This is a genomic window from Polaribacter sargassicola, from assembly GCF_021991835.1.
In the GTDB taxonomy this organism is placed as follows: domain Bacteria; phylum Bacteroidota; class Bacteroidia; order Flavobacteriales; family Flavobacteriaceae; genus Polaribacter; species Polaribacter sargassicola.
Genome location: NZ_JAHDAU010000005.1, coordinates 97,571 through 122,073, shown reverse-complemented (window position 1 = coordinate 122,073; position 24,503 = coordinate 97,571). Strand labels below are relative to the sequence as shown.

The following is a 24,503-nucleotide window of genomic DNA, read 5'->3' as shown; positions in this document are numbered from 1 at the left end:
TATATAATTAATTATTTTTTAAAAAAATTTGTAACATTTTATACTTTTAAACAACTAATAAGTAACCAACCAAACTAACTAAGTGCAAAAAGATTTAGAGACTAAATTTTTATTAGACTTTGAAACAAATCAAAATATAGCTCATAAAATTTGTAGAGTATATACTACAAACCAGAGTGATCATAATGATTTGTTTCAGGAAATTACCATCCAACTCTGGAAAAATTATCCAAAGTTTAGAGGCGATGCAAAATTTAGTACCTGGATGTATAGAGTGGCTTTAAATACAGCAATTTCTTTATACAGAAAATCGACAAGAACAGTTAAAACCCAAGATATTAGTGATTTTGCGTACAAAATTAAATCTACTGACTATGACGATACTGAAGAAATTCAATTAAAAGCCTTGTACAAAGCGATTCATAAATTAAATGACATTGACAAAGCTCTTATTTTCTTGTATTTAGAAGATAAACCTTATAAAGAAATTTCTGAAACATTAGGAATATCTTCTGTTAATGCAAGAGTTAAAATGAATAGAGCAAAAGAAAAGTTAAAGAATATTTTAAACCCATAACTTATGGATTTATTAGAAAATTATAAAAAAGCCTGGGAGAATCAACCTGAAGAAAACAACAAGTTTTCTGCAGTAGAGATTTATAAAATGGCAAAATCAAGATCATCATCTATTGTAAAATGGATTTTTATCATTGGTATATTAGAGTTTGTTTTATTAAATTCTCTATATTTTGTTTTTGATATGGATTCTGCTTATGCAGAATATGAAAAATTAGGATTAATGAATTTTGTATATTGTACACAAATATTGGCTTACATTATACTATTTTATTTTCTAGGGATGTTTTATATCAACTATAAAAGTATTTCTACAGTTGATTCAACTAAAAAGTTGATGAAAAAAATTGTAAAAACCAGAAAAACTGTACGTAATTATGTATTGTTTAATTTAGGATATATGGCCTTATTAATGTTTACTGTTATGATTGCAGAAATTAATTTTAATTTTGAAGATTTAAACATTAAACAAATACTATTAATCATTCTTTTAACATTTGTAATAACTCTTGTTTTTTTAGGTGTTTTATGGCTATTTTATCAATTATTATATGGTATTTTATTAAAAAAACTATACAAAAACCATATAGAATTGGCTAAATTAGACAGCATTAATTCTTAATATTTATGAAAAAAAATAGCTTTTTAATATTTATATTTTTTTCTGTTTCTTTATTCTCTCAACAATCTTCTGAATTTTGGAAAGATGTAAGGTTTGGTGGAGGTTTTACCATGGCATTTGGATCAGAAACTACTATTGGTATTTCGCCAAGTGCAATTTATGATTTTGATAATGGTCTTTCTTTAGGTACTGGTGTAACTTACATTTATAGTAAAATAAATGATTCTAAAACCAATGTTTATGGTGCTAGCATTATTTCTTTATACCAAATTCCTAAAGTAGAAATTCAACTTTCTGGAGAATTTGAACAATCTTTTGCCAAACAAACTAATAATTTTGGATCTGAAAGCAGAAGTTTTCCTGCCTTGTATTTAGGAGCTGCCTACAACAAAGGTAATTTTGCTGTAGGTTTTAGATATGATGTTTTATATGATGATAATAAAAGTATTTATGCATCACCATTTTCTCCTATAGTTCGTTTTTATTTCTAAAAACTTTGCAATTCTTTTATTAAGATTTCATGCATTTTATCTGTATAATCTAAATGAGTTACAATTCTAATTCTACCTTCTCCCATAGGAGTTAATAGAATATTTTTTTCTTTCATTTTTGTTATAAAATTGTTAGCACCTATTTTTTCATCAACATAAAAAATAACAATATTAGTTTCTATTGGTTCTACTTTTGTAACATAAGAAACAGATTCTAAAACTTTACCTATTTCTTTTGCTTTTTGATGATCTTCTGCCAATCTTTGTACATGATTATCTAGTGCATAAATACCTGCTGCTGCTAAATAACCAACTTGACGCATTGCACCACCTAATAATTTTCTAATTCGTAATGCTTTTGCAATATGCTCTTTAGAACCTAATAAAATAGAACCAATTGGCGCTCCTAATCCTTTTGATAAACAAATAGAAATTGTATCAAAAAGTTTTCCGTATTGCTTTGGTGTTTCATTTTTAGCAACTAATGCATTAAACAAACGTGCACCATCTAAATGAAAAGCTAAATTATTTTGTTTTGAAACTTTTTGTAATTTTTCTAACTCAGTAAAATCCCAACAAGCACCACCTCCTTTATTTGCTGTATTTTCTATACAAACTAAACTTGCAAAAGGCGTGTGAATATCAAATCCGCCAGCAATAGCTTCTTCTAATTGTTCGGCAGTAAACATCCCTCTTTCTCCATCTATTAATTTACAAGTAACGCCAGAGTTAAAGGCTGCTCCTCCTCCTTCGTAATTATAAACGTGTGCATATTTATCACAAAACAACTTATCACCAGGTTGGGTGTGTAATTTTATTGCTGTTTGGTTTGCCATGGTACCAGAAGGGAAAAATAAAGCATCTTCCATACCAAATAGTTTTGCTGCTTTTTCTTGCAACTCTATTGTTGTGGCATCCATTTTAAAAACATCATCACCAACTTTAGCATTTATCATTGCCGCTAACATTTCTTTTGTTGGCTTGGTAACAGTATCAGAAATTAAATCTATGATCATTTATTTTTTATCTTTAACTATAAAACTCGTTTCTTAATTTTACTAATTCTGAGAAAATTTATTCTACAGACAATAAACTCTTTAACATTTTTTCATCTCTTGGATTATTTAAAACAACCCATTTTTTATGAGGAAATAAGTTTTCTTTCCAGTGATGCATTCTTTTCTTTCTTTTCCAATAAGTTTTAAAAATCCATAGAAATAAACTCTCTTTTGAAAAAGTTTTGCTTAAAGTCTCATAATTTTCTCCACAACATTTTTCTTTTAAAACAATCCTTTTGTAAGTCCTTATAAAGTATCTTCTAAGAATTAAATTTAAAGGATAATCTAACCAAATAATTATATTAGCTTCTTGCCAAAGTGTATCTTTTAATAAAGATTGATAACTCCCAGACACAATCCATTCTTTATACTTATTCAACTCTTCACTTACTTCTTTTACAAAAAGAGTTTTCTCTTTTTCTACCCAATTAGGCAAAAAATGAATATCATCTAAATCGATTTGTTGTAAGAAAAATTCTTTAGATAATTTCTTACCTAAAGTTGTTTTTCCCGTACAAGTTGTACCAGTTATAATTATTTTTTTTATCATTAATACTGATAATCATTTCCTATCGGAGAACCATCAGGGATTGTTGGTGCATCAGACTTTTGAAACTTTGTTGGATTTTTAATAAAACCTTCAATCATTTTAATCATTGAAGCATCATAAATTTTTTGAATACCTGATGATTTTTTATTTTGAATGATCGATTTTATTTCATCTAACTTAAACAACACAATTGCATTTACTTGTTTGTATTGATTTTGATATGAAGCTAAATAAAATAAGTTTTCTAAAACTTTTGTATTAATTACATTCTGTAGCTCTTGATAGTATGTGTTTTTGTGTGATTTACTAATTGTTTTTGCAACTAATTCATCAATTAACTCATCTAAACCTAGTTGTTTTTTATCTAAACTTTTATGTGCAATTAATCTTGATGCTCTTTGCGGATTTAATAATAAACTCAACGTCATTTCACTTGCAGTTTCTACTGCTCCAAAAGCATCAAACTCTACACCTAAATCACTTTTAAAAGACTCTCTAGTTCTGTTAAATCCTATCGCCCTTGGCGGAAACAAAGCCAATTTTTCTTTAGGAATGGCAATTTCATCTACAGCAATTGTTTTTAATATTGCTTGCAAAGCATTTCTTTCTTCTGTACCAGAAACTCTTTCTACAATTGTTTCTTTACCTCCTTTTACAGCATAACTATATTCTAAACCACCAATTATTTTTACTGTTGCTTCTGTTTGAAATCTATGTAAAAAATATAAAGGAACAAAAACATCTTCTAAAACAGAATATGGTTGATTTGTTTTAATATTATCTGTAGAAAAATTACCAATAGCCGTTTTTCTTATCTCTAATAAATTATATAATTCTTTATAAATATTGTCTCCGTTATCCCATAAATGTGCAGATGCGCTTGCACTTCCTTGTGGTCTAGCGTCTGAATCTGACAAATATTTAAATCCCTTTACTGCGGCATCTTCTAAAATTTTATTTAATTGATTTTCTTCATCCGATTTAAAATCTTGATAAAAGTAAGAAACCGTTATTTTATCCCAATCTCCAATTTTATCATCATAAGCATTCGAAAAATCTATTTTACCGTTTTTTAAAGTAAATTTTGGATGAGGATAATCCATTACCGATGCTCTACCATTTGTACTTGCAGCAAAATTATGAGCAAAACCTAAAGTATGTCCTATTTCATGAGCAGATAATTGTCTAATTCTTGCAACTGCCATTTGCAAAGCAAAATCATCATCTGTATTATTATTTGCATAAGGTGCTTGCAATGCTTGTGCAATTAAAAAATCTTGACGAATTCTTAAACTTCCTAAACTAACATGGCCTTTAATAATTTCGCCAGTTCTTGGGTCTGAAATACTAGAACCATAGCTCCAACCACGTGTAGATCTGTGTACCCATTGTACCATATTGTAACGCACATCTAACGGATCTGCACCTTCTGGTAACATTTTCATTTGAAAAGCATCTTTATAACCAATAGCCTCAAAAGCTTGATTCCACCAACGACCACCTTCTAACAATGCAGATCTAACTGGTTCTGGTGTACCTCTATCTAAATAATAAATAATTGGTTCTTTTGCTTCTGATATTGCTGCGTCAGGATTTTTCTTTTCTAATCGATGACGACGAATAAATTGTTTTTTTATAGATTCATTTACTGGTGTTGCATAATCTAAATAAGACATTGAAAAACCACCAGAACGAGGGTCGAATTTTCTTGGTTTGTAATTATCATCTGGTAATTCTACAAAAGAATGATGTTGATGTACAGTTACTAAACTAGAATTAGGCGTTACACTTCTTATGTAAGAACCTTTTGCAGATCCTTTAAAAGTTAATAAAACATCAAATTCTACATTTTTAGGAAATGCTTTTGTTCTTTCTAAATTAAAAGCAGATTTACTCTTATCTAAACTATAACTACCTTGTTTATTTCTAGCTAATTTTGCAGCAACTCCATGCGCATCTCTCATAAAAAAATCAGTTGCATCTACTAAATACTTACCTTTTTTAGTTTCTTTAATTTTAAAACCATGCAAAACCGATTTTGCAAAAGCTTCTTTTACAGATTGCTTTTCTTCTTTATTATCTGTAATTGCTCTATAATTTAAATTTGGCTGAATTAACAATAATTTGTTACCTGCTTTTTTTAAAGATACAACAACGCCACCACCTAGCTGTCCTCTATCTAAACCAATATCATTAGAGCCTACTCCTTCAGAAAGCGATCTTACGTATAGGAATTCTGTTTCTAAATCATCAATTTCTAAAAATAATTTATCAGAATTGTCATCATAATAAAAAGTAAAATAACCTTCGTATTTGGTAATTCCTTTTTGTAATTTATTACCTGTTTTTTCTGTAAAAAACTGTGAAAAACCATCCATAGAAACGGTTATAATAAATAAGGCAAGTAGTATTTTTTTCATATTTAAATTATATTTTGCATAAAACTATAAAATAACTATTAGGTTTTAAAACTTGAAATCTTAAAATTTCATTTATTTTTGTAAATCTATGATTACACAAGACCAAATTAAAGATATTGCTATCAGAATAGATAAACTTAAATCTTATTTAGAGATTGATAAAAAACTAATTGAAATTGCTAACGAAGAAGAAAAAACTGCAAATCCAGATTTTTGGAATGACCCAAAAGCTGCAGAGTTAGTAATGAAAGAATTACGTTTTAAGAAAAAATGGGTAGAAGATTATAATAAAGCTGTTACCCTTAATGAAGATGTTGTTGTTTTATATGATTTTTATAAAGAAGGTGAAGTTGAAGAAAGTGAAATTGAAGAGCAATTTGAAAAATTAAGTACCTTTTTAGAAGATATAGAATTTAAAAACATGCTTTCCGAAGAAGGTGATGCTTTATCAGCAGTTATTCAAATTACAGCTGGCGCTGGAGGTACAGAAAGTTGCGATTGGGCAGAAATGTTGTTTAGAATGTACACTATGTGGGCAGAAAAACAAGGTTTTAAATTAAAAACATTAAACTACCAAGCTGGTGATGCAGCCGGTATAAAAACAGTTACTGTAGAGGTTGATGGTGATTATGCTTTTGGGTGGTTAAAAGGTGAAAATGGTGTACATAGATTGGTACGTATTTCTCCTTTTGATTCTAACGCTAAACGTCATACAAGTTTTGCTTCTGTTTATGTATATCCGGTTGCAGATGATTCTATAGAAATTGAAATAAACCCTGCAGATATAGAAATAACAACTGCTAGATCTAGTGGTGCTGGTGGACAAAATGTAAACAAAGTAGAAACAAAAGTTCAATTACATCATAAACCATCAGGTATTCAAATTCAATGTTCTAATTCTCGTTCTCAGCATGATAATAGAGCAACTGCTTTACAAATGTTAAAATCTCAATTGTACGAAATTGAGCTACAAAAACAACAAGCTGCCAGAAACGACATAGAAGCTAATAAGATGAAAAACGAATGGGGAAGCCAAATTCGTAATTATGTGATGCATCCTTATAAATTAGTAAAAGACGTAAGAACAGCACATGAAACAGGTAATGTAGATTCAGTAATGGATGGAAATATAAATCCTTTTCTAAAAGCTTATCTTATGTTAAATGGTCAAAAAACTAGCAATCAAAATTAAAAACACTAAAATTTAAGAAAAAATGATCAAAATATATCACAATCCACGTTGTACTAAATCTAGACAAGGTGTTGCTTTTTTAGAAAATGCTGGTAAAGAATTCGAAATTATTAAATACTTAGATGTAATTCCGTCAGAAAAAGAATTATCAGAAATTATAGAAAAACTAGGCTTTACTCCTATTCAACTGGTTAGAAAGACAGAAAAAATATGGAAAGAAAATTATAAAGGAAAAGATTTATCTGATGATGAGATTATTACAGCTATGGTAGAAAATCCTAAATTAATAGAACGCCCTATTATTATCAATAATAATAAAGCAGTTGTAGGTAGACCTACTGAAAATATTGAATCTATAATTTAGATTTAACTTTTTTAAATTTTCTTTAACTTTTATTTAACTAATAAAGATTAAACTTAACAAGAACTTTGCTGTCTTAACTAGATATAATCAGCCAAAAGACACAAATGAAAAAAATTACACTTTTATTATTTTTCTTATTAACATCAACTTTTTTATTAGCCCAAACAGGAGATAAAGTTTCCATTTCTGGTAAAGTAATTGATGCTAATACAAACCAACCTTTAGAATACGCTACTGTTGTTATAAAAAACACAGAAACACAAGTAGTTTCTGGAGGTATTACAGACATGCAAGGTGCTTTTAAAGTATCTATAGATAAAGGAAATTATGAAATAAGTATTGAATTTATTTCTTTTAAAACACAAAAAATTCCTACACAATCTATAACAAGCAATAAAGATTTAGGAGTTATAAAACTTGTAGAAGATTCTAGTAGTTTAGATGAAGTTGTTTTAATAGCAGAAAAATCTACTGTAGATATTCGTTTAGATAAAAAAATATACAATGTTGGTAAAGACATGACTGTTAAAGGTGGTTCTGCTTCAGACGTTTTAGATAACGTACCATCTGTAGATGTAGATGCCGAAGGAGCAGTAAGCTTAAGAGGTAGTGAAAATGTTAGAATTTTAATAGACGGTAAACCTTCTGCTTTAGTAGGTTTAAGTGGTGCAGATGCATTAAGACAATTACCTTCAGATGCTATTGAAAGAGTTGAAGTAATCACCTCTCCCTCTGCAAGGTATGACTCTGAAGGAACAGCAGGAATCTTAAACATTATTTTAAGAAAAGGACAAGCAAATGGTTTTAATGGTTCTGTAAATGCTACCGTTGGTGATCCTAAAAATTATCAAGCAGGTGTAAATTTAAATTTACGTACTAACAAAATAAACCTTTTTTCTAACTTAGGTTATAGAGATACAGGTAGCCCTGGTGTTTATGATTCTGATATTACCTATTTAACAGACGGAAGTATTGATAGTGTTAGAATTGAAAATAGAGATAATGATAGATACCAAAAAGGAATTAATGGTAATATTGGTTTAGAATATTTTATTAATGATAAAAGTTCTATTACAGGAACCATTTTTGCAAGAGATTCTGATGGTGATAACATTTCTACCAATAATATAAGCTCTTTTGATCCTAGCGGAAATAATTTGTACAATTCTATTCGTATACAAGACGAAGATGAAGAAGACAAAACCTTACAATTTTCTTTAAATTACATAAATAATTTTAATGATAAAGGACATAAATTATCTATAGACTTACAACATAGTAAAAGCGAAGAGTATGAATCTGCTAATATTATAGATGTAAACCCAGAAACAAACACAACAGATGAAATTTCTTATGACAACCTTATTCAAGTAGATTATGTTTTACCTCTTGGAGAAAACTCTCAATTTGAAGCAGGTTATCGTGGTAATTTTCAAGAATTAACTTCAGATTATATTGTAGTAGCGCCTAATTTAGACCCAGAATATAATCCTTCTAATAACTTAGAGTTCGATCAAAAAGTAAACGCTTTTTACACACAATTTGGTAGTAAAATTAATAAGTTTTCTTATTTATTAGGTTTACGTACAGAAATTACAAATATTGATGTTAAGTTAATTAACACTAACGAAAACTATAACAAAAATTATACAGATTTATTTCCTACTTTAAACTTTGGATATGAATTAAATGAAGATCAAAGCTTTACATTAGGTTATAGCAGAAGACTAAGAAGACCAAATTCTAGATACTTAAATCCTTTTGAAAGTAGAGAAAGTGAAGTTATTTTCTCTAAAGGTAATGTAGATTTAGACCCTACCTACACAAACTCATTTGATTTAGGGTACTTAAATAAATGGGGAAAATTCACATTAAACTCTTCAATTTACTACCAACACTCTATTAATAATATAGAAAGGGTAAACAGACAAGAAACAAGAATTATCAATGATGAAATTACCAACGTTTTAATAAGACAACCTATAAATTTAGCCTCAGAAGATAGAGCAGGTTTTGAGTTTACAGCCAACTATAATGCCACTCAAAAAATAAAATTATCTGGTAGTTTTAACTACTTTCAATTTGAAACAAACGGAGAATATACATATAACTTAACAGATCTTACAACAGGAGAAGTTACAAGTGTTTTACAAAATTTTGACACAAAAAGTGATTCTTGGTTTACACGTTTCGATGCTAAAATAACGTTACCTTGGGATATTCAATCTCAAACAAGAGTATTCTACAGAGGTCCTAAAAATGACGCACAAAATGATACTAAAGGAATCTTATCTGCAAACTTGGCTTTTAGTAAAGATATCTTAAAAGAAAAAGGAACTCTTGTACTTAATGTAAATGATCTTTTTAACTCTAGAAAGTACGAAGTTTCTGCTTATTCACCTAGTAGAGAAGATCCTTCAAATATTTCTAACCAAATATTTCAAAGAAGAATGCGTCAGATTTCTTTAACCTTTAACTATAGATTTAATCAACAAAAGAAAGCCGAGAAAAAAGGTAATTTAGAAGATAGAGAAGATAATGAAGGAGATGGAGATTTCTAAAAATCTAGCAAGATTTATATGGGCGTTTTAACAGGCTTTCCATTATATCTTTTTATGACAATAAAAGTCATTAAATAATAAAAAACCTCATTAACTATATTTAAGATAATACTTAATTTAGTTAATGAGGTTTTTACATAAAAAGGATGCCATTGCAATCCCTAACGCGCTCACTCTTGCACACAAAAAAACTCGCTCAAATTTTATTTAAGCGAGTTTATATAAATTATGTAAAAAAAGACTACTTACCTTCAGCAGCTTTTTTAGCTTCTTTTTTTAATTTCATGTTCTCCCAAATAGTTCCACCAATCCAATAAGGAACTACAAATGTTAATAAGAATAATAACAACCAAAAACCAGCTGTAAAAATAAACATGAATAAAACCAATCCTGAAAATTCTGAAAAATCTAACATTTGTATATTTTGAAAAATTATAATCACAAAAATAATATTTATTTTTAATAATAACGCATCAAAATATATTTTTTTTATCAACTAAAAATGATAATTATCAACCAAGAGTAATCATTGTTTTTTGTAAATTTGTTAATCTAAAATTTACACACTAATTATGAAATATCGAATAGAAAAAGATACTATGGGGAACGTAGAAGTTCCTGCAGATAAATATTGGGGAGCACAGACAGAAAGATCTAGAAACAACTTTAAAATTGGCGCTCCTGCTTCTATGCCTTTAGAAATTGTATATGGTTTTGCTTATTTAAAAAAAGCGGCAGCTTATACAAATTGTGAATTAGGTGTTTTATCTACAGAAAAAAGAGATTTAATCGCACAAGTTTGTGATGAAATTTTAGAAGGAAAACTAGACGATCAGTTTCCTTTAGTAATTTGGCAAACTGGTTCTGGTACACAATCTAACATGAATGTTAATGAAGTAATTGCAAACAGAGCTCATGAAATTGCTGGTAAAGTTATAGGAGAAGGAGAAAAGACGATACAACCAAATGATGATGTAAACAAATCTCAATCATCAAACGATACTTTTCCTACAGGTATGCACATTGCTGCTTACAAGAAAATTATAGAAACTACAATTCCTGGTATTACACAATTAAGAGATACTTTAAAAGCAAAATCAGAAGCATTTAAAGATGTTGTTAAAATTGGCCGTACACATCTAATGGATGCTACTCCACTTACTTTAGGTCAAGAATTTTCTGGTTATGTGGCGCAATTAAATTTTGGTTTAAAAGCTTTAAATAATACATTAGAGCATTTATCTCAATTAGCTTTAGGTGGTACAGCTGTTGGTACAGGTTTAAATACACCTGCTGGTTATGATGTTTTAGTTGCAAAATACATTGCAGAGTTTACTGGTTTACCTTTTGTTACTGCAGAAAATAAATTTGAAGCTCTAGCTGCACATGATGCTTTAGTAGAAACTCATGGCGCTTTAAAACAAATTGCGGTTTCTTTAAATAAAATTGCAAATGATATTCGTTTAATGGCTTCTGGACCAAGATCTGGTATTGGTGAAATTATTATTCCTGCCAATGAACCTGGTTCTTCTATTATGCCTGGTAAAGTTAACCCTACACAATGTGAAGCTATGACAATGGTTTGTGCACAAGTTATGGGTAATGATGTTGCTGTTACAGTTGGTGGTGCACAAGGACATTATGAATTGAACGTATTTAAACCTGCTATGGCTGCAAATGTTTTACAATCTGCCCAATTAATAGGAGATGTTTGTAAATCGTTTGATGAACATTGTGCTTCAGGTATAGAACCAAATCATACAAGAATTACAGAATTGGTAAATAATTCTTTAATGTTAGTTACTGCTTTAAACACTAAAATAGGTTATTATAAAGCAGCTGAAATTGCAAATACAGCACATGCAAACGGAACAACTTTAAAAGAAGAAGCTGTACGTTTAGGATATGTTACTCCAGAAGAATATGATGAATGGGTTAAACCAGAAGAAATGACTGGCAGTTTAAAATAAAAATATTAGCATCAAAAATTTAAAAGCTGCATAATATTATGCAGCTTTTTTTTGCTTAAATTAAATAATAAAATGAACAAACACGAAAAATTTATGAGTGAAGCTGTAAAAGCAGCTTTAGAAGGTATGAGTAATAATGAAGGAGGCCCTTTTGGTTGTATCGTTGTAAAAGATGGAGAAATAATTGGTCGTGGAAATAACAAAGTAACATCTACAAATGATCCAACTGCACATGCAGAAGTTACTGCAATAAGAGATGCCTGTAACAATATTAATTCATTTCAATTAGATGGTTGTATCATTTACACATCTTGTGAGCCTTGCCCTATGTGTTTAGGTGCTATTTATTGGGCTAGACCAGATAGAGTCTTTTATGGCAGTAACCAACAAGATGCTGCTAATATCGGTTTTGATGATCAATTTATATACAAAGAAATTCCATTACCTTATGAAAAACGAAGTATTCCTTTTCAACAAATAGGTAGAAATATTGCTTTAGAATCATTTAATAAATGGACTGAAAAGCAAGATAAAATTCAATATTAAGTATTTTAGAATTAAAAAGTAAAAAAAACGTGTATCAAATACTGATACACGTTTTTTTTATTACCTAAACACTTTTTTTATTCTATAAAAAATATTCTTCTTTTTTTCATTTTCATGATAACCATTAGTATACTTTCCATAGCCGTATCCATAACCATAGCCATAACCGTATCCATAACCATAGCCATATTTGTTTTTAACTGAAAAATCGTTCAAAACATAACTAATATTAGAAACTTCTTTATTTTTATACTTATTATCAATCATTCTCATCATACCTTTTTCTGAATAACCTTGGCGAATAACATACATAATAGCATCTGCATATTTAAACAACTCTAAAGCATCAGAAACAAGCCCAACCGGAGGTGTATCAAAAACTACATAATCATATTTCTGTTGTAAATCTTTAATCATTTTATCGGCAGTATCATTTAATAATAATTCTGAAGGATTTGGTGGAATTGGACCTGATAAAATTAAATCCAAATTTGGAATTTCAGTAGGTAATATAATTTCATCTAAAGTTTTTTGATTAATTAAATGATTTACAACACCTATCTCGTTAGTAAAATTAAAATCATCATAAATTTTTGGTTTTCTTAGATCTAAACCTACAAGAATTGTTTTCTTACCACTCATAGCAAAAACAGTTGCCATATTAATAGACATCATTGTTTTACCTTCTCCACTAACGGAAGATGTTACTACTAAAGTTTTTGATTTATCTGTTTCTAAGTTTTTAAATAAAAATTGAATATTAGATCTTAAAGCTCTAAAAGATTCAGCTACAGAAGATTTTGGTCTATCAAAAACGACTAAATTATTTTTACTTTCGTTTCTACCAACAACCCCAAGAATAGGTATTGCATAATTATTTTGAATATCTTCTGTTGTATGAATTTTATTATCTAAAACCTCTTTAATTATTATATAAAATAAAGGAATGACAATCCCCATCATTAAACCTACCAAATAATTAAATTTAGGTACCGGATAATTAGGACTTTGCCCTAAATCTTTAGCTTTATCAATAATTTTAATATCAGAAACGTTTGCAGCAATAGCAGTTCCTGCTTCGTAACTTTTTTGCTTTAAATAATTATAATTAGCTTCTGAAATTTCATAATTTCTTTGATATTTTATAAGACCTTGCTCTTTCTTTGGAAATTTCTTTAATTTATTATTAGAGTCTAATAAACTATTATTAATTTTTTTTAATTTACTATTATTTATTGTTTTTAAATTTAAAATATTTTCTAATAAATTATTTTTTGCAATCGAAATTTCTGAGTTTAATTTAACTAACCCAGGATAATTATCGGTGACTGTTCTTTTTAAATTTTCTCTTAAAGTAGCTTTTTCAATAAGTATTGTAATTTCTGAAACAATCTTTGGGTCTTGGATTGTAATTAAAGCAGGAATAGGAATTCCTTCTGAATATTCTTCATGTGATAATATGTATGTTTTTAAATTATCTAAATAATCATTATACTCTAAAATTACTTTTTTTTCTTTTTCTAACTCTAAAATTTGTTCATATACTTGCGATCCCTCGGTTGATAAGTCAAAAATATTATTACTTTCTTTATATATACCTAATTCTTGCTCTATTCTAGTAAGACTATCCTGTTCTTTTAAAAATAAATCATCTATATATTCTTTAGTTTTTCTAGCGTATAAAATTTTCTGTTCTTGTTTGTCTTGTTCTAAAACTTCTACAGTAGTATTTAAGTAAGTTTCTATTCTTTTTTTGTTTGAACCTTTTAAAGACAAATTTATTAAAGACGCTCCATCAACTAAATCTCTTACACTAACATTTCTATAAGAAGCAACTGTTCCATCAAAACTACTAAAACTAATAAAATATACTTCTCCTATCGTAAAATTATTAACTTTATTTATTGTAAAATTTAAACACGGAGTATCTACCAATTCATTAACTTTAAACTCTTTAGAGAAATTTATTTCTTTAGAAATAAATTGACTTTTTGTATTGCTATCATAAACAATCAAATCATTAGAATCACCAAAATCAAATGATAAATTATAAGTATCTGATCCTGTAATTTCAATTTTTAAAAGCTTATTAAATAATTGAGGTTTACTAGTATTAAGGTCTACTATAAATGGTGTATACCCATATACATCTTCTTTTCTATATCTTCCTTCTTTTAAATAATTTATAAAAAAATTTAATTTTTTTACTACTTTTTCATTATGAGACCTAGAACCTAAAATTACTTTTATAGTTTCTACCTCATTACTGGATCCACCCCAATTGAATGCAATATTTGTTCCTGTTGAAAATAGAGGGTTATTTTCTTTTTTTACTGAAATTACTGTATCTAAACTGTATCTTTTTTGTTTATAACCATTCATAAAGTTAGCTATAACTAAAGCAATTATAATAGTTACAAAAAAAAGTTTCCAATGAGATATTACCTTAAACACATATGCTTTAAAATTAAATGTATTGTGTGTAGTATTAAAGTTACTTTTTTCTTTGTTTTCCATATAAATAATTATAAACTTTTAGCTAGAATAAAAGTAGAAGTTAATAATGTAAAAGCAGATATTATTGCAGAAAAAGTTTGAAGCCCTGTTGTACCAACACCCCAAGACTTTTGTTTTAAAGGAATTATATTTATAATATCGTTAGGTTTAATATAAAACACTTCTGAATTAAATGCATTTACATTTGTTAAATCTATGTAGAATTTTTCTGTTCCTGTAACTGAATTTCTAATAATTTCTACTTTTCTTCTATTACCTACAGTTGTAATATCACCCGAGTTAGCAATAGCATCAATAATAGAAACTTTATTTTGTGCAATAATTTTTGGGCCTGGATTATTTATTTCTCCAATTATTGTATATTTTATCCCTGATAATTTTACAGATACAAAAACATTTTTTTCTGATTTTATATATTTTTTAAGTTCATTTTCTATTTTTTTTCGAACCTCTAAAATAGTGTATCCTAAAACATTAATTTCTCCAAGAGTTGGCATCCTTATATTTCCATAACTATCAATACTGTAATCAAAAAAATAACTTGATCCAGATTCAAAACCTTGACTTATATTTTGCTGTAAGTTAGTACTACTACTAACTTGTTTTTGAAATATTGATACAAGTTCCATATCATCAGACTTAATATCAATATTTAACATATCATCTACTTGTAATTTATAGGGTATATTGTTAATTCTCTTAATCTCATTTTTTTTTATGGGATTACCTTGTAAATAAATTAAATCCTTATTAGGAACACAAGAAAAAACTAAAAACATAGCGAATAATAACAAAAGGTATTTTTTCATTTTTTAAAATAATCTTTGAAATAGTGACAAATATACTTTTTTAAAAGTGATTTCTTATAATAATATTTTACTTTCGTTTTTTTTAATATGTATGAATCATCCCATAATAGAATATCTATACTTTCTTTTAAAATCGACCAACCAACACGGAGTTCACTCCCCTTTTATTTATAATTTAACTACTAAATGTTTTTATACTAAACAGAACCATAAACTTTGGGATCGTTTTAAAAAAGTAAAACAACAATTATTAGAAAACAAAAAAGTAATAAAAGTCACTGATTTTGGTTCTGGTTCAAAAGTTTTTAAATCAAATAAAAGAAAAGTATCTAAAATTGCCAAAATAGCAGGTATAAGTAGTAAGAAAGCAAAAACTTTAATTAAAATAGTAGATTATTTTAAACCTACTAATATTTTAGAAATTGGTACTTCTATAGGTTTAGGAACTTCTGCTATAAAAATTGCAAATAAGAATGCCTTAATTACAACTCTAGAAGGTTGTACTGAAACAAGTAAAATCGCTAATGATTTATTTATCAACAATAAATTTGATAAAATAAATATTATAACTGGAGGTTTTAAAACAACACTTCCTCAAACAGTAAAAAATAATAAGTTTGATTTTATTTATTTTGATGGTAATCATACCAAAACATCAACATTACATTATTTTGAAACTTGTTTAGAAACAACCAATAATAATTCTGTTTGGATTTTTGATGATATTTATTGGAGTGATGAAATGAAACAAGCATGGATAGAAATAAAAAAACATAATAAAGTAACTGTTACAGTAGATGTTTTTCATTTCGGAATTGTTTTTTTTAGGAAAGAACAAGCTAAAGAACATTTTAAAATTAGAGTTTAATATTTTACCAAATATTAAACTTTGTAAATTTGTTAAATATTATATCTCTTTTACATGAAAATTTATACAAAAACCGGCGATAAGGGTTTAACCTCTTTATATGGAGGTACTAGAGTAAAAAAATACAATTTACGTATAGAAACTTATGGTACCATAGACGAATTAAACTCTTATCTTGGATTAATTAAGGATCAAGAAATTGATGAATCTATAAAAAAAACAATTTTAAAAATTCAAAATGATTTGTTTACACTTGGCGCAATATTAGCTACACCTACAGAAAAAGAAATTTTAAAAAATGGAAAAGAAAGATTAAACATTCCTAAAATTGATACTGAATCTATTTCTGTTTTAGAAGAAAAAATTGATAAAATGGAGCAAGAGCTTCCTAAAATGACTCATTTTATTCTTCCTGGTGGGCATCAAACAGTGTCATTCTGTCATCTTGCAAGATGTATTTGCAGACGTGCTGAGCGTCTTTCTGTTAAACTAAACGATCTTGAAACAATAAATGATACTATTATAATATATTTAAACAGACTTTCTGACTTTCTTTTTGTATTGGCACGAAAGTTGTCTAAAGACTTATCAGTAGAGGAGATTAAATGGATTCCTCAAAAAAAATAACACGTTCTTTTTTTATCGATTTAAACTAAAAATTAAATTTAAAACATCCATATAAAACATTAGTTTACAGGCTATTTTAAATTTTAAATTTTACTTAATAGTAAATTTCTTAAAAAAGACTTGTATAATTCAGTAAAAAAATTATTTTTGCACAAAATTAAACATTAAGAAATGTATTGGACATTAGAATTAGCATCATATTTAGCAGACGCGCCTTGGCCAGCAAGTAAAGACGAATTAATTGATTATGCTATTAGAACTGGAGCTCCTTTAGAAGTTGTAGAAAACCTACAGGACATAGAAGATGAAGGTGATGCATATGACTCAATTGTTGAAATTTGGCCAGATTATCCTACCGAAGATGATTATCTTTGGAATGAGGATGAATACTAAATAAATAAAACACTAAATACAAAGTCTCTAAGGAGGCTTTTTTTTTGTTTTTCTCTTAATTAAGAAAGTATTTTATTTTAGTTGATAAAACTTGATTTTTAATTAAATTAACACAGTTATATAAATAACTGAAAAACACACATATAAATGAATATTTTAAATTCAGTAATTAAACTTTTTGTAGGTGATAAACAGCAAAAAGATTTAAAAGGATTACAACCTGTAGTAGAAGATGTTAAAAAGTTTGAACAAGCATTCTCTAAACTTACAAACGACGAGTTAAGAGCAAAAACAATAGATTTTAAAAATAGAATTAAAACAGCTACTAAAGAGCTTAACGATAAAATTACAGCTTTAGAAGACGAAGCAAAAAATGCAGATATTGATCGTCAAGAAGATATTTATTCAGAAATAGACACTCTTAAAGATGAAGCTTATAAAATATCTGAAGAAACATTACTACAAATAATGCCAGAAGCTTTTGCCGTTGTAAAAGAAACAGCAAAGCGTTTTGTAAAAAATAAAGAAATTGAAGTTACTGCAACGCCTTTTGATAGAGAAATTTCTGCCGAAAGAGATAATGTTACTTTAGAAAACGACAAAGCTTATTGGGCTAATTCTTGGGATGCAGCAGGTAAACCTGTTACTTGGGATATGGTACATTATGATGTTCAGTTAATAGGTGGATCTGTTTTACATCAAGGTAAAGTAGCAGAAATGATGACTGGTGAAGGAAAAACTCTAGTATCTACCTTACCAGTTTATTTAAATGCCTTAACCGGTAACGGTGTACATGTTGTAACTGTAAATGATTATTTAGCAAAACGTGATAAAGCTTGGATGGGACCAATTTTTGAGTTTCACGGTCTTTCTACAGATTGTATAGATTATCATCAACCTAATTCTGATGCAAGAAGAAAAGCATACAATGCAGACATTACTTACGGTACAAATAATGAGTTTGGTTTCGATTATTTACGTGATAATATGGCAAACTCTAAAGATGATTTAGTGCAAAGAGCACCAAATTACGCTATTATTGATGAAGTTGATTCTGTTTTAATAGATGATGCCAGAACTCCTTTAATTATTTCTGGTCCTGTACCACAGGGAGACAGACATGAGTTTACAGAATTAAAACCATTAGTAGCAGATATTGTATCTCTACAAAAAAAACATTTAGTAGGTGTTTTAGCTGATGCAAAAAAATTAATTGCAGAAGGTAATGAAAAAGAAGGTAGCTTTTTATTACTAAGAGTTTATAGAGGTTTACCTAAAAATAAAGCCTTAATTAAATTTTTATCTCAAGAAGGTATCAAACAAATTTTACAAAAAACAGAAAACTATTACATGGCAGATAACAATAAGTTAATGCCAGAGGTAGACCAAGATTTATGGTTTGTTGTAGAAGAAAAAAATAATCAGATAGATTTAACTGATAAAGGAATTGCTCATTTATCTGAAAAAACACAAAATGATACTTTCTTTGTTTTACCTGATATTGGTGTAAAAATTGGAGAAATTGACAATTCTGATGCAACTGCTGAAGAAAAAACATCTCAAAAAGAAGAACTTTACAAAGATTTTAGCATAAAGAGCGAGCGTATTCATACAATGAATCAACTATTAAAAGCATACACTGTTTTTGAAAAAGATGTTGAGTATGTTGTTATGGATAATAAAGTTATGATTGTTGATGAACAAACGGGACGTATTATGGATGGTCGTCGTTATTCTGATGGATTACACCAAGCAATTGAAGCAAAAGAAAATGTAAAAATTGAAGATGCTACTCAAACTTTTGCTACTGTTACATTACAAAACTATTTTAGAATGTATCGCAAACTTTCTGGTATGACAGGTACTGCGATTACAGAAGCTGGTGAGTTATGGGAAATTTACAAATTAGATGTTGTAGAAATACCTACTAACAAACCAATTCAAAGAGACGATAAAGAAGATTTAGTTTATAAAACAGCTAGAGAAAAATACAATGCTGTTATAGAAGATATTGTAAAATTAGTTGCTCAAAACCGACCTGTTTTGGTTGGTACAACTTCTGTAGAAATATCAGAATTATTAGGTAGAATGTTACAAATGCGTAAAATACCTCATAATATATTAAATGCAAAATTACACAAACGAGAGGCAGATGTAGTTGCAGAAGCTGGTAAACCTGGTGTTGTTACTATTGCAACAAATATGGCTGGTCGTGGTACAGATATTAAATTATCCGACGAAGTTAAAAAAGCCGGTGGTTTAGCAATTATAGGTACAGAACGTCATGATTCTAGACGTGTAGATAGACAGTTAAGAGGTCGTGCTGGTAGACAAGGTGATGTTGGTTCTAGTCAATTTTACGTAGCATTAGACGATAATTTAATGCGTCTATTTGGTTCTGATAGAATTGCCAAAATGATGGATAAAATGGGATTAAAAGAAGGTGAAGTAATTCAGCATTCTATGATTACCAAATCTATTGAAAGAGCTCAAAAAAAGGTAGAAGAAAATAACTTTGGTATTCGTAAACGATTATTAGAATATGATGATATTATGAACTCTCAACGTGAGTTTGTATACAAAAGAAGACGTCATGCTTTAGATGGTAAACGTTTAAAAGTAGATATTGCAAATATGATTTATGATACTTGCGAATCTATAATTAATACAAATAAAGCTTCAAAAGATTTTCAGAACTTTGAGTTTGAATTGATTCGCTTCTCTTCTATGACTTCTCCTTTTTCTGAAGATGAATTTAATAAATTATCAGAAAAAGAATTAATAGATAAACTCTATGATTTTGTTGCAGAACATTATAAGAACAGAATAGAAAGAAATGCTATTTTAGCTTATCCTGTAATTAAAGAAGTTTATGAAAATGAAGGTGATAGATACGAAAGAATTGTAGTGCCTTTTACAGATGGAATTAAATCTTTACAAGTTGTTACAAACCTAAAAGATGCTTATGAAAGTGAAGGAAAAAGCTTAATTACAGATTTTGAAAAAAATATTACTTTAGCTATTATTGATGAAAATTGGAAAAATCATTTACGTAAAATGGATGATTTAAAACAATCTGTACAAAATGCTTCTTATGAACAAAAAGATCCTTTATTAATCTATAAATTTGAAGCTTTTGAATTATTTAAGCAAACCGTAGATGAAATAAATAAAGAAGTTTTATCTTTCTTATTTAAAGGAGAACTACCTGCGCAAGACAGAACACAAATATCTGAAGCTCAACAACAAAAAAGAGAGCGTTTAAATACAAGTAAAGAAGATGTACAAAACTCTACAGAACAAGCTATTGAAAATTCTCGTCAACAACAAAAAGCAGAAACAGTAGAAACAATTGTACGTGATCAACCAAAAATTGGAAGAAACGAACGAGTTACAATTAAAAATGTAATGAGTGGTGAAGAAAAAGAAGTTAAATTTAAACAAGCAATTCCTTTAATTGAAAAAGGAGAATGGGTTTTAGTGAACAATTAAAATAAAACTTATTTTTATAGAAATTAAAAATAAAATCTGTTTAGATATTTTCTAAACAGATTTTTGTATTTTAGACCTAACATAAATTACTAACTATGAAAAAATTACAAAATATTTTATTAGTTATAGGTATTTTAGTTTCTTCGCTTGGATATTCTCAATCTAAAAAAATAATTAAATATAGAAAGGACTATAATGCTCTAGAATTTAAAATAAAAAACGAAACAGATAGTTTAAGCTATATTACAAACAAAAAAATAAATAGATTATCCTATAATTTAAAAAAATCATTAAACGTTTTAAAAAGCAAATATGCTTCTAATGATTTAAAAAAGATTTTATACAAAAATAAATATCAATAAGAAGTTAATCTTCTTAATACTGAATATGAACATCAATTTTCAGTGATACAAAGTGAATATCAAATAGCCATTTCTAAAGTTAACTTCAACTTTCAATCAGAAATTAATAAACTACAATTAAAATATAAAATCTATTAATTTTATTACGCATAAAAAAAGCATCTAAAATTAATTAGATGCTTTTTTATTTATAATTATCAAATTTTATTTATTCAAATACATTTTACGTCTAGAATATAAGTTATAAAATTCATCATCTTTTAAACTATCAATAAATAAGATACTCTCTCCTGTAGATTTCATTTCTGGTCCTAGTTTCTTATTTACATTAGGAAACTTATTAAAAGAAAATACTGGTTGCTTAATTGCAAAACCTTCTAATTGTGGATTAAAATCAAAATCTGTAACTTTATTATGACCTAACATTACTTTTGTAGCATAATTTACATACGGTTCTTTGTATGCTTTTGCTATAAAAGGTACAGTTCTAGACGCTCTTGGGTTTGCTTCTATTATGTACACAACATCATCTTTAATAGCAAACTGAACATTTATTAAACCTACAGTTTTTAATTCTCTTGCAATTGTATGTGTATGATCTTTAATTTGTTGCAACACAAATTCACCTAAATTAAAGGCAGGTAAAGTTGCATTAGAATCACCAGAATGTATTCCACAAGGTTCTATATGCTCCATAATACCTATAATGTATACATTTCCATCAGCATCACAAATAGCATCTGCTTCTGCTTCTATTGCACCATCTAAATAATGATCTAATAATAATTTATTATTTGGTATTTTATGTAATAAATCTACAACATGTGATACTAATTCTTCTTTATTGATAACAATTTTCATTCCTTGCCCTCCTAAAACATAAGAAGGTCTTACCAATATTGGAAAATTTAATTGATCTGCCAAAGCCAAAGCTTCGTCTGCAGTTTCTGCAATACCAAATTCTGGATAAGGAATGTTATTATCTTTTAATAAAGATGAAAAACTACCTCTATCTTCTGCCAAATCTAAAGCCTCAAAAGAAGTTCCTATAATTTTAACTCCGTATTTAGTAAGTTTTTCTGCTAATTTTAAAGCTGTTTGCCCTCCTAATTGTACAATAACACCTTCTGGTTTTTCATGACGAATAATATCATAAATATGTTCCCAAAAAACAGGTTCAAAATATAATTTGTCTGCAGTATCAAAATCTGTAGAAACCGTTTCTGGATTACAGTTAATCATAATTGTTTCGTAACCACATTCTGATGCAGCTAAAACTCCATGAACACAACAATAATCAAACTCAATTCCTTGTCCTATTCTATTTGGACCAGAACCTAAAACAATTATTTTCTTTTTATCTGTAACAACACTTTCGTTTGCTATTACAATTTCTCCATTGGCAGTTTCAATTTCGTTTTCAAAAGTAGAGTAATAATAAGGCGTTTTTGCTTTAAATTCTGCGGCACAAGTGTCTACTAATTTAAATACACGTTGTACCTTTAACTCTTCTCTTTTGGTGTAAACTTCACTTTCTAAACAACTTAGCATATGTGCTATTTGTCTATCACCATAACCTTTTTGTTTTGCTTCAAGTAATAAATCTCTTTGAATAGTGTCTATAGAATAAGTAGAAATTAACTTTTCTAATTGAAACAATTCTTCATATTGTTTTAAATACCACATATCAATTTTTGTGATATCATAAATCTTACTTAAAGGAATTCCCATTGCAATTGCATCGTAAATAGCAAAAACACGATCCCAACTTGCATTGGTTAATTTATCTATAATTTGATTATAATCTGTGTATCCTTTACCATCTGCACCTAAACCATTTCTCTTTATTTCTAAAGATTGAGTTGCCTTATGTAATGCTTCTTGAAAAGAACGACCAATACCCATTACCTCTCCTACAGCTTTCATTTGTAAACCTAAAGTTCTATCAGAACCTTCAAATTTATCAAAATTCCAACGTGGTATTTTTACAATTACATAATCTAACGTTGGCTCAAATAATGCTGATGTAGATTTTGTAATTCCGTTTTCTAATTCATCTAAAGAATAACCTATAGCTAATTTTGTTGCTACTTTTGCAATAGGATAACCTGTTGCTTTAGAAGCTAAAGCTGATGAACGAGAAACACGTGGATTAATTTCAATAGCAATTATATCTTCTTTTTCGTCTGGAGAAACAGCAAACTGCACATTACATCCTCCTTCAAAATCTCCAATAGAGCGCATCATTTTTATTGCCATATCACGCATTTTCTGATAAGTTTTATCAGAAAGTGTCATGGCTGGTGCTACCGTAATAGAATCTCCTGTATGAATCCCCATCGGATCCATATTTTCGATAGAACAGATAATAACAACATTATCGTTTTTATCACGTAGTAATTCTAATTCGTATTCTTTCCATCCCATCATTGCTTTATCAATCATCACCTCATGTATTGGTGACGCTTCTAAACCGCGACTTAATAATTCATCAAAATCTTTTGGATCATAAACAATAGACGCACCTGCTCCTCCTAAGGTATAAGAAGAACGAATTACTAATGGAAAACCAAATTCTTGAGCAATTTCTTTTCCTTTTAAAAATGAAGTTGCTGTTGCTTGAGGCGCCATTGGCACATCAATTTTTAACATTAACTCTCTAAATTGCTCTCTATCTTCTGTAATATTAATAGCATCAATATCTACTCCTATTAATTGTACATCAAAATCTTTCCAAATTCCTTTATCATCCGCTTCAATACATAAATTTAATGCAGTTTGCCCTCCCATTGTAGGTAAAACAGCATCAATTTGAGGATGTTCTTTTAAAATTTGTATTATAGATTTTGTTGTTAAAGGCAACAAGTAAACATGATCAGCCATAGAAGGGTCTGTCATAATTGTTGCTGGGTTAGAATTTATTAAGATAGTTTCTATCCCATCTTCTCTTAAAGAGCGTAAAGATTGTGAACCAGAATAATCAAATTCACACGCTTGACCAATAACAATAGGTCCAGATCCGATAATTAATACTGATTTTAGGTCTTTTCTTTTTGGCATTGTAAGTTATTGTGTTATTTAGTTT

20 protein-coding genes are annotated in these 24,503 nt (G+C 28.3%); 13 read left to right on the top strand and 7 right to left on the bottom strand.

All coding sequences use genetic code 11. From position 1 onward, the window contains the following. Positions 1 to 82: 82 nt before the first annotated feature. Genes KI686_RS09675 through KI686_RS09665 form a run of 3 tightly spaced genes read left to right on the top strand, consistent with a single transcriptional unit; the run spans position 83 to position 1,689 of the window. Positions 83 to 577 (top strand): RNA polymerase sigma factor, encoded by a 495-nt coding sequence (locus tag KI686_RS09675; protein ID WP_237589083.1) that lies wholly within the window; start codon positions 83 to 85, stop codon positions 575 to 577. A 3-nt stretch (positions 578 to 580) separates the two neighbouring features. After that, positions 581 to 1,198: a DUF8845 family protein gene (locus KI686_RS09670; protein WP_237589082.1), complete on the top strand. Its 618-nt coding sequence runs from the start codon at positions 581 to 583 to the stop codon at positions 1,196 to 1,198. Positions 1,199 to 1,203: 5 nt separating this feature from the next. After that, on the top strand, positions 1,204 to 1,689 hold the full coding sequence (locus tag KI686_RS09665) for a hypothetical protein (protein WP_237589081.1): 486 nt from the start codon (positions 1,204 to 1,206) through the stop codon (positions 1,687 to 1,689). On the opposite strand, the gene KI686_RS09660 is transcribed toward KI686_RS09665, so the two are convergent. The 3 genes from KI686_RS09660 to KI686_RS09650 are packed head-to-tail and all read right to left on the bottom strand — an operon-like array spanning position 1,686 to position 5,717. Beyond that, entirely contained in the window at positions 1,686 to 2,705 is a 1,020-nt protein-coding gene (locus tag KI686_RS09660) for a threonine aldolase family protein (RefSeq protein WP_237589080.1), read from the bottom strand. The genes KI686_RS09665 and KI686_RS09660 overlap by 4 nt on opposite strands. Positions 2,706 to 2,763: 58 nt before the next feature. Continuing rightward, complete coding sequence (locus KI686_RS09655; protein ID WP_237589079.1) at positions 2,764 to 3,297, bottom strand: P-loop NTPase family protein; 534 nt, start codon at positions 3,295 to 3,297, stop codon at positions 2,764 to 2,766. Then, positions 3,297 to 5,717: a zinc-dependent metalloprotease gene (locus KI686_RS09650; protein ID WP_237589078.1), complete on the bottom strand. Its 2,421-nt coding sequence runs from the start codon at positions 5,715 to 5,717 to the stop codon at positions 3,297 to 3,299. The genes KI686_RS09655 and KI686_RS09650 overlap by 1 nt, the downstream gene beginning before the upstream one ends. Before the next feature lie 88 nt (positions 5,718 to 5,805). On the opposite strand from KI686_RS09650, the gene prfB reads away from it, so the two are divergent. The 3 genes from prfB to KI686_RS09635 all read left to right on the top strand — a co-directional run bounded on the left by prfB (position 5,806) and on the right by KI686_RS09635 (position 9,834). After that, positions 5,806 to 6,909, top strand: coding sequence for a peptide chain release factor 2 (gene prfB, locus KI686_RS09645; protein ID WP_237589077.1), 1,104 nt, complete (start codon positions 5,806 to 5,808; stop codon positions 6,907 to 6,909). Positions 6,910 to 6,931: 22 nt separating this feature from the next. After that, positions 6,932 to 7,273, top strand: a complete 342-nt coding sequence (arsC, locus tag KI686_RS09640; RefSeq protein WP_237589076.1) for an arsenate reductase (glutaredoxin) — start codon at positions 6,932 to 6,934, stop codon at positions 7,271 to 7,273. Positions 7,274 to 7,377: 104 nt separating this feature from the next. Further along, positions 7,378 to 9,834, top strand: a complete 2,457-nt coding sequence (locus tag KI686_RS09635; protein WP_237589075.1) for a TonB-dependent receptor — start codon at positions 7,378 to 7,380, stop codon at positions 9,832 to 9,834. A gap of 241 nt (positions 9,835 to 10,075) precedes the next feature. Here KI686_RS09635 and KI686_RS09630 read toward each other — a convergent pair whose 3' ends face one another. Beyond that, positions 10,076 to 10,249 carry a hypothetical protein gene (locus tag KI686_RS09630; RefSeq protein ID WP_237589074.1) on the bottom strand — a complete coding sequence of 58 codons (174 nt, stop codon included), beginning with the start codon at positions 10,247 to 10,249 and terminating at the stop codon, positions 10,076 to 10,078. Between the two features lie 157 nt (positions 10,250 to 10,406). On the opposite strand from KI686_RS09630, the gene fumC reads away from it, so the two are divergent. Continuing rightward, positions 10,407 to 11,804: a class II fumarate hydratase gene (gene fumC / locus KI686_RS09625; protein ID WP_237589073.1), complete on the top strand. Its 1,398-nt coding sequence runs from the start codon at positions 10,407 to 10,409 to the stop codon at positions 11,802 to 11,804. Between the two features lie 72 nt (positions 11,805 to 11,876). Then, positions 11,877 to 12,350, top strand: a complete 474-nt coding sequence (locus KI686_RS09620; protein WP_237589072.1) for a nucleoside deaminase — start codon at positions 11,877 to 11,879, stop codon at positions 12,348 to 12,350. A gap of 60 nt (positions 12,351 to 12,410) precedes the next feature. Here KI686_RS09620 and KI686_RS09615 read toward each other — a convergent pair whose 3' ends face one another. Then, positions 12,411 to 14,867 carry an exopolysaccharide transport family protein gene (locus tag KI686_RS09615; RefSeq protein ID WP_237589071.1) on the bottom strand — a complete coding sequence of 819 codons (2,457 nt, stop codon included), beginning with the start codon at positions 14,865 to 14,867 and terminating at the stop codon, positions 12,411 to 12,413. Between the two features lie 8 nt (positions 14,868 to 14,875). Continuing rightward, the gene (locus tag KI686_RS09610; RefSeq protein WP_237589070.1) at positions 14,876 to 15,676 is read right to left on the bottom strand and encodes a polysaccharide biosynthesis/export family protein; all 801 of its coding nucleotides are present in this window, start codon (positions 15,674 to 15,676) and stop codon (positions 14,876 to 14,878) included. A gap of 91 nt (positions 15,677 to 15,767) precedes the next feature. On the opposite strand from KI686_RS09610, the gene KI686_RS09605 reads away from it, so the two are divergent. From KI686_RS09605 to KI686_RS09585, 5 genes are all read left to right on the top strand, one after another. Further along, positions 15,768 to 16,544 (top strand): O-methyltransferase, encoded by a 777-nt coding sequence (locus KI686_RS09605; RefSeq protein WP_237589069.1) that lies wholly within the window; start codon positions 15,768 to 15,770, stop codon positions 16,542 to 16,544. Between the two features lie 54 nt (positions 16,545 to 16,598). Further along, entirely contained in the window at positions 16,599 to 17,171 is a 573-nt protein-coding gene (locus KI686_RS09600) for a cob(I)yrinic acid a,c-diamide adenosyltransferase (RefSeq protein ID WP_237589068.1), read from the top strand. A 171-nt stretch (positions 17,172 to 17,342) separates the two neighbouring features. After that, positions 17,343 to 17,564 (top strand): DUF2795 domain-containing protein, encoded by a 222-nt coding sequence (locus KI686_RS09595; protein WP_237589067.1) that lies wholly within the window; start codon positions 17,343 to 17,345, stop codon positions 17,562 to 17,564. Positions 17,565 to 17,711: 147 nt separating this feature from the next. Further along, a complete protein-coding gene (secA, locus tag KI686_RS09590) occupies positions 17,712 to 21,056 on the top strand; it encodes a preprotein translocase subunit SecA (protein ID WP_237589066.1) in 3,345 nt (1,114 codons plus the stop codon). Between the two features lie 95 nt (positions 21,057 to 21,151). Next, positions 21,152 to 21,418, top strand: a complete 267-nt coding sequence (locus KI686_RS09585) for a hypothetical protein (protein WP_237589065.1) — start codon at positions 21,152 to 21,154, stop codon at positions 21,416 to 21,418. Between the two features lie 204 nt (positions 21,419 to 21,622). On the opposite strand, the gene carB is transcribed toward KI686_RS09585, so the two are convergent. Next, positions 21,623 to 24,478, bottom strand: a complete 2,856-nt coding sequence (gene carB / locus KI686_RS09580; protein ID WP_237589064.1) for a carbamoyl-phosphate synthase large subunit — start codon at positions 24,476 to 24,478, stop codon at positions 21,623 to 21,625. Positions 24,479 to 24,503 lie beyond the last annotated feature (25 nt).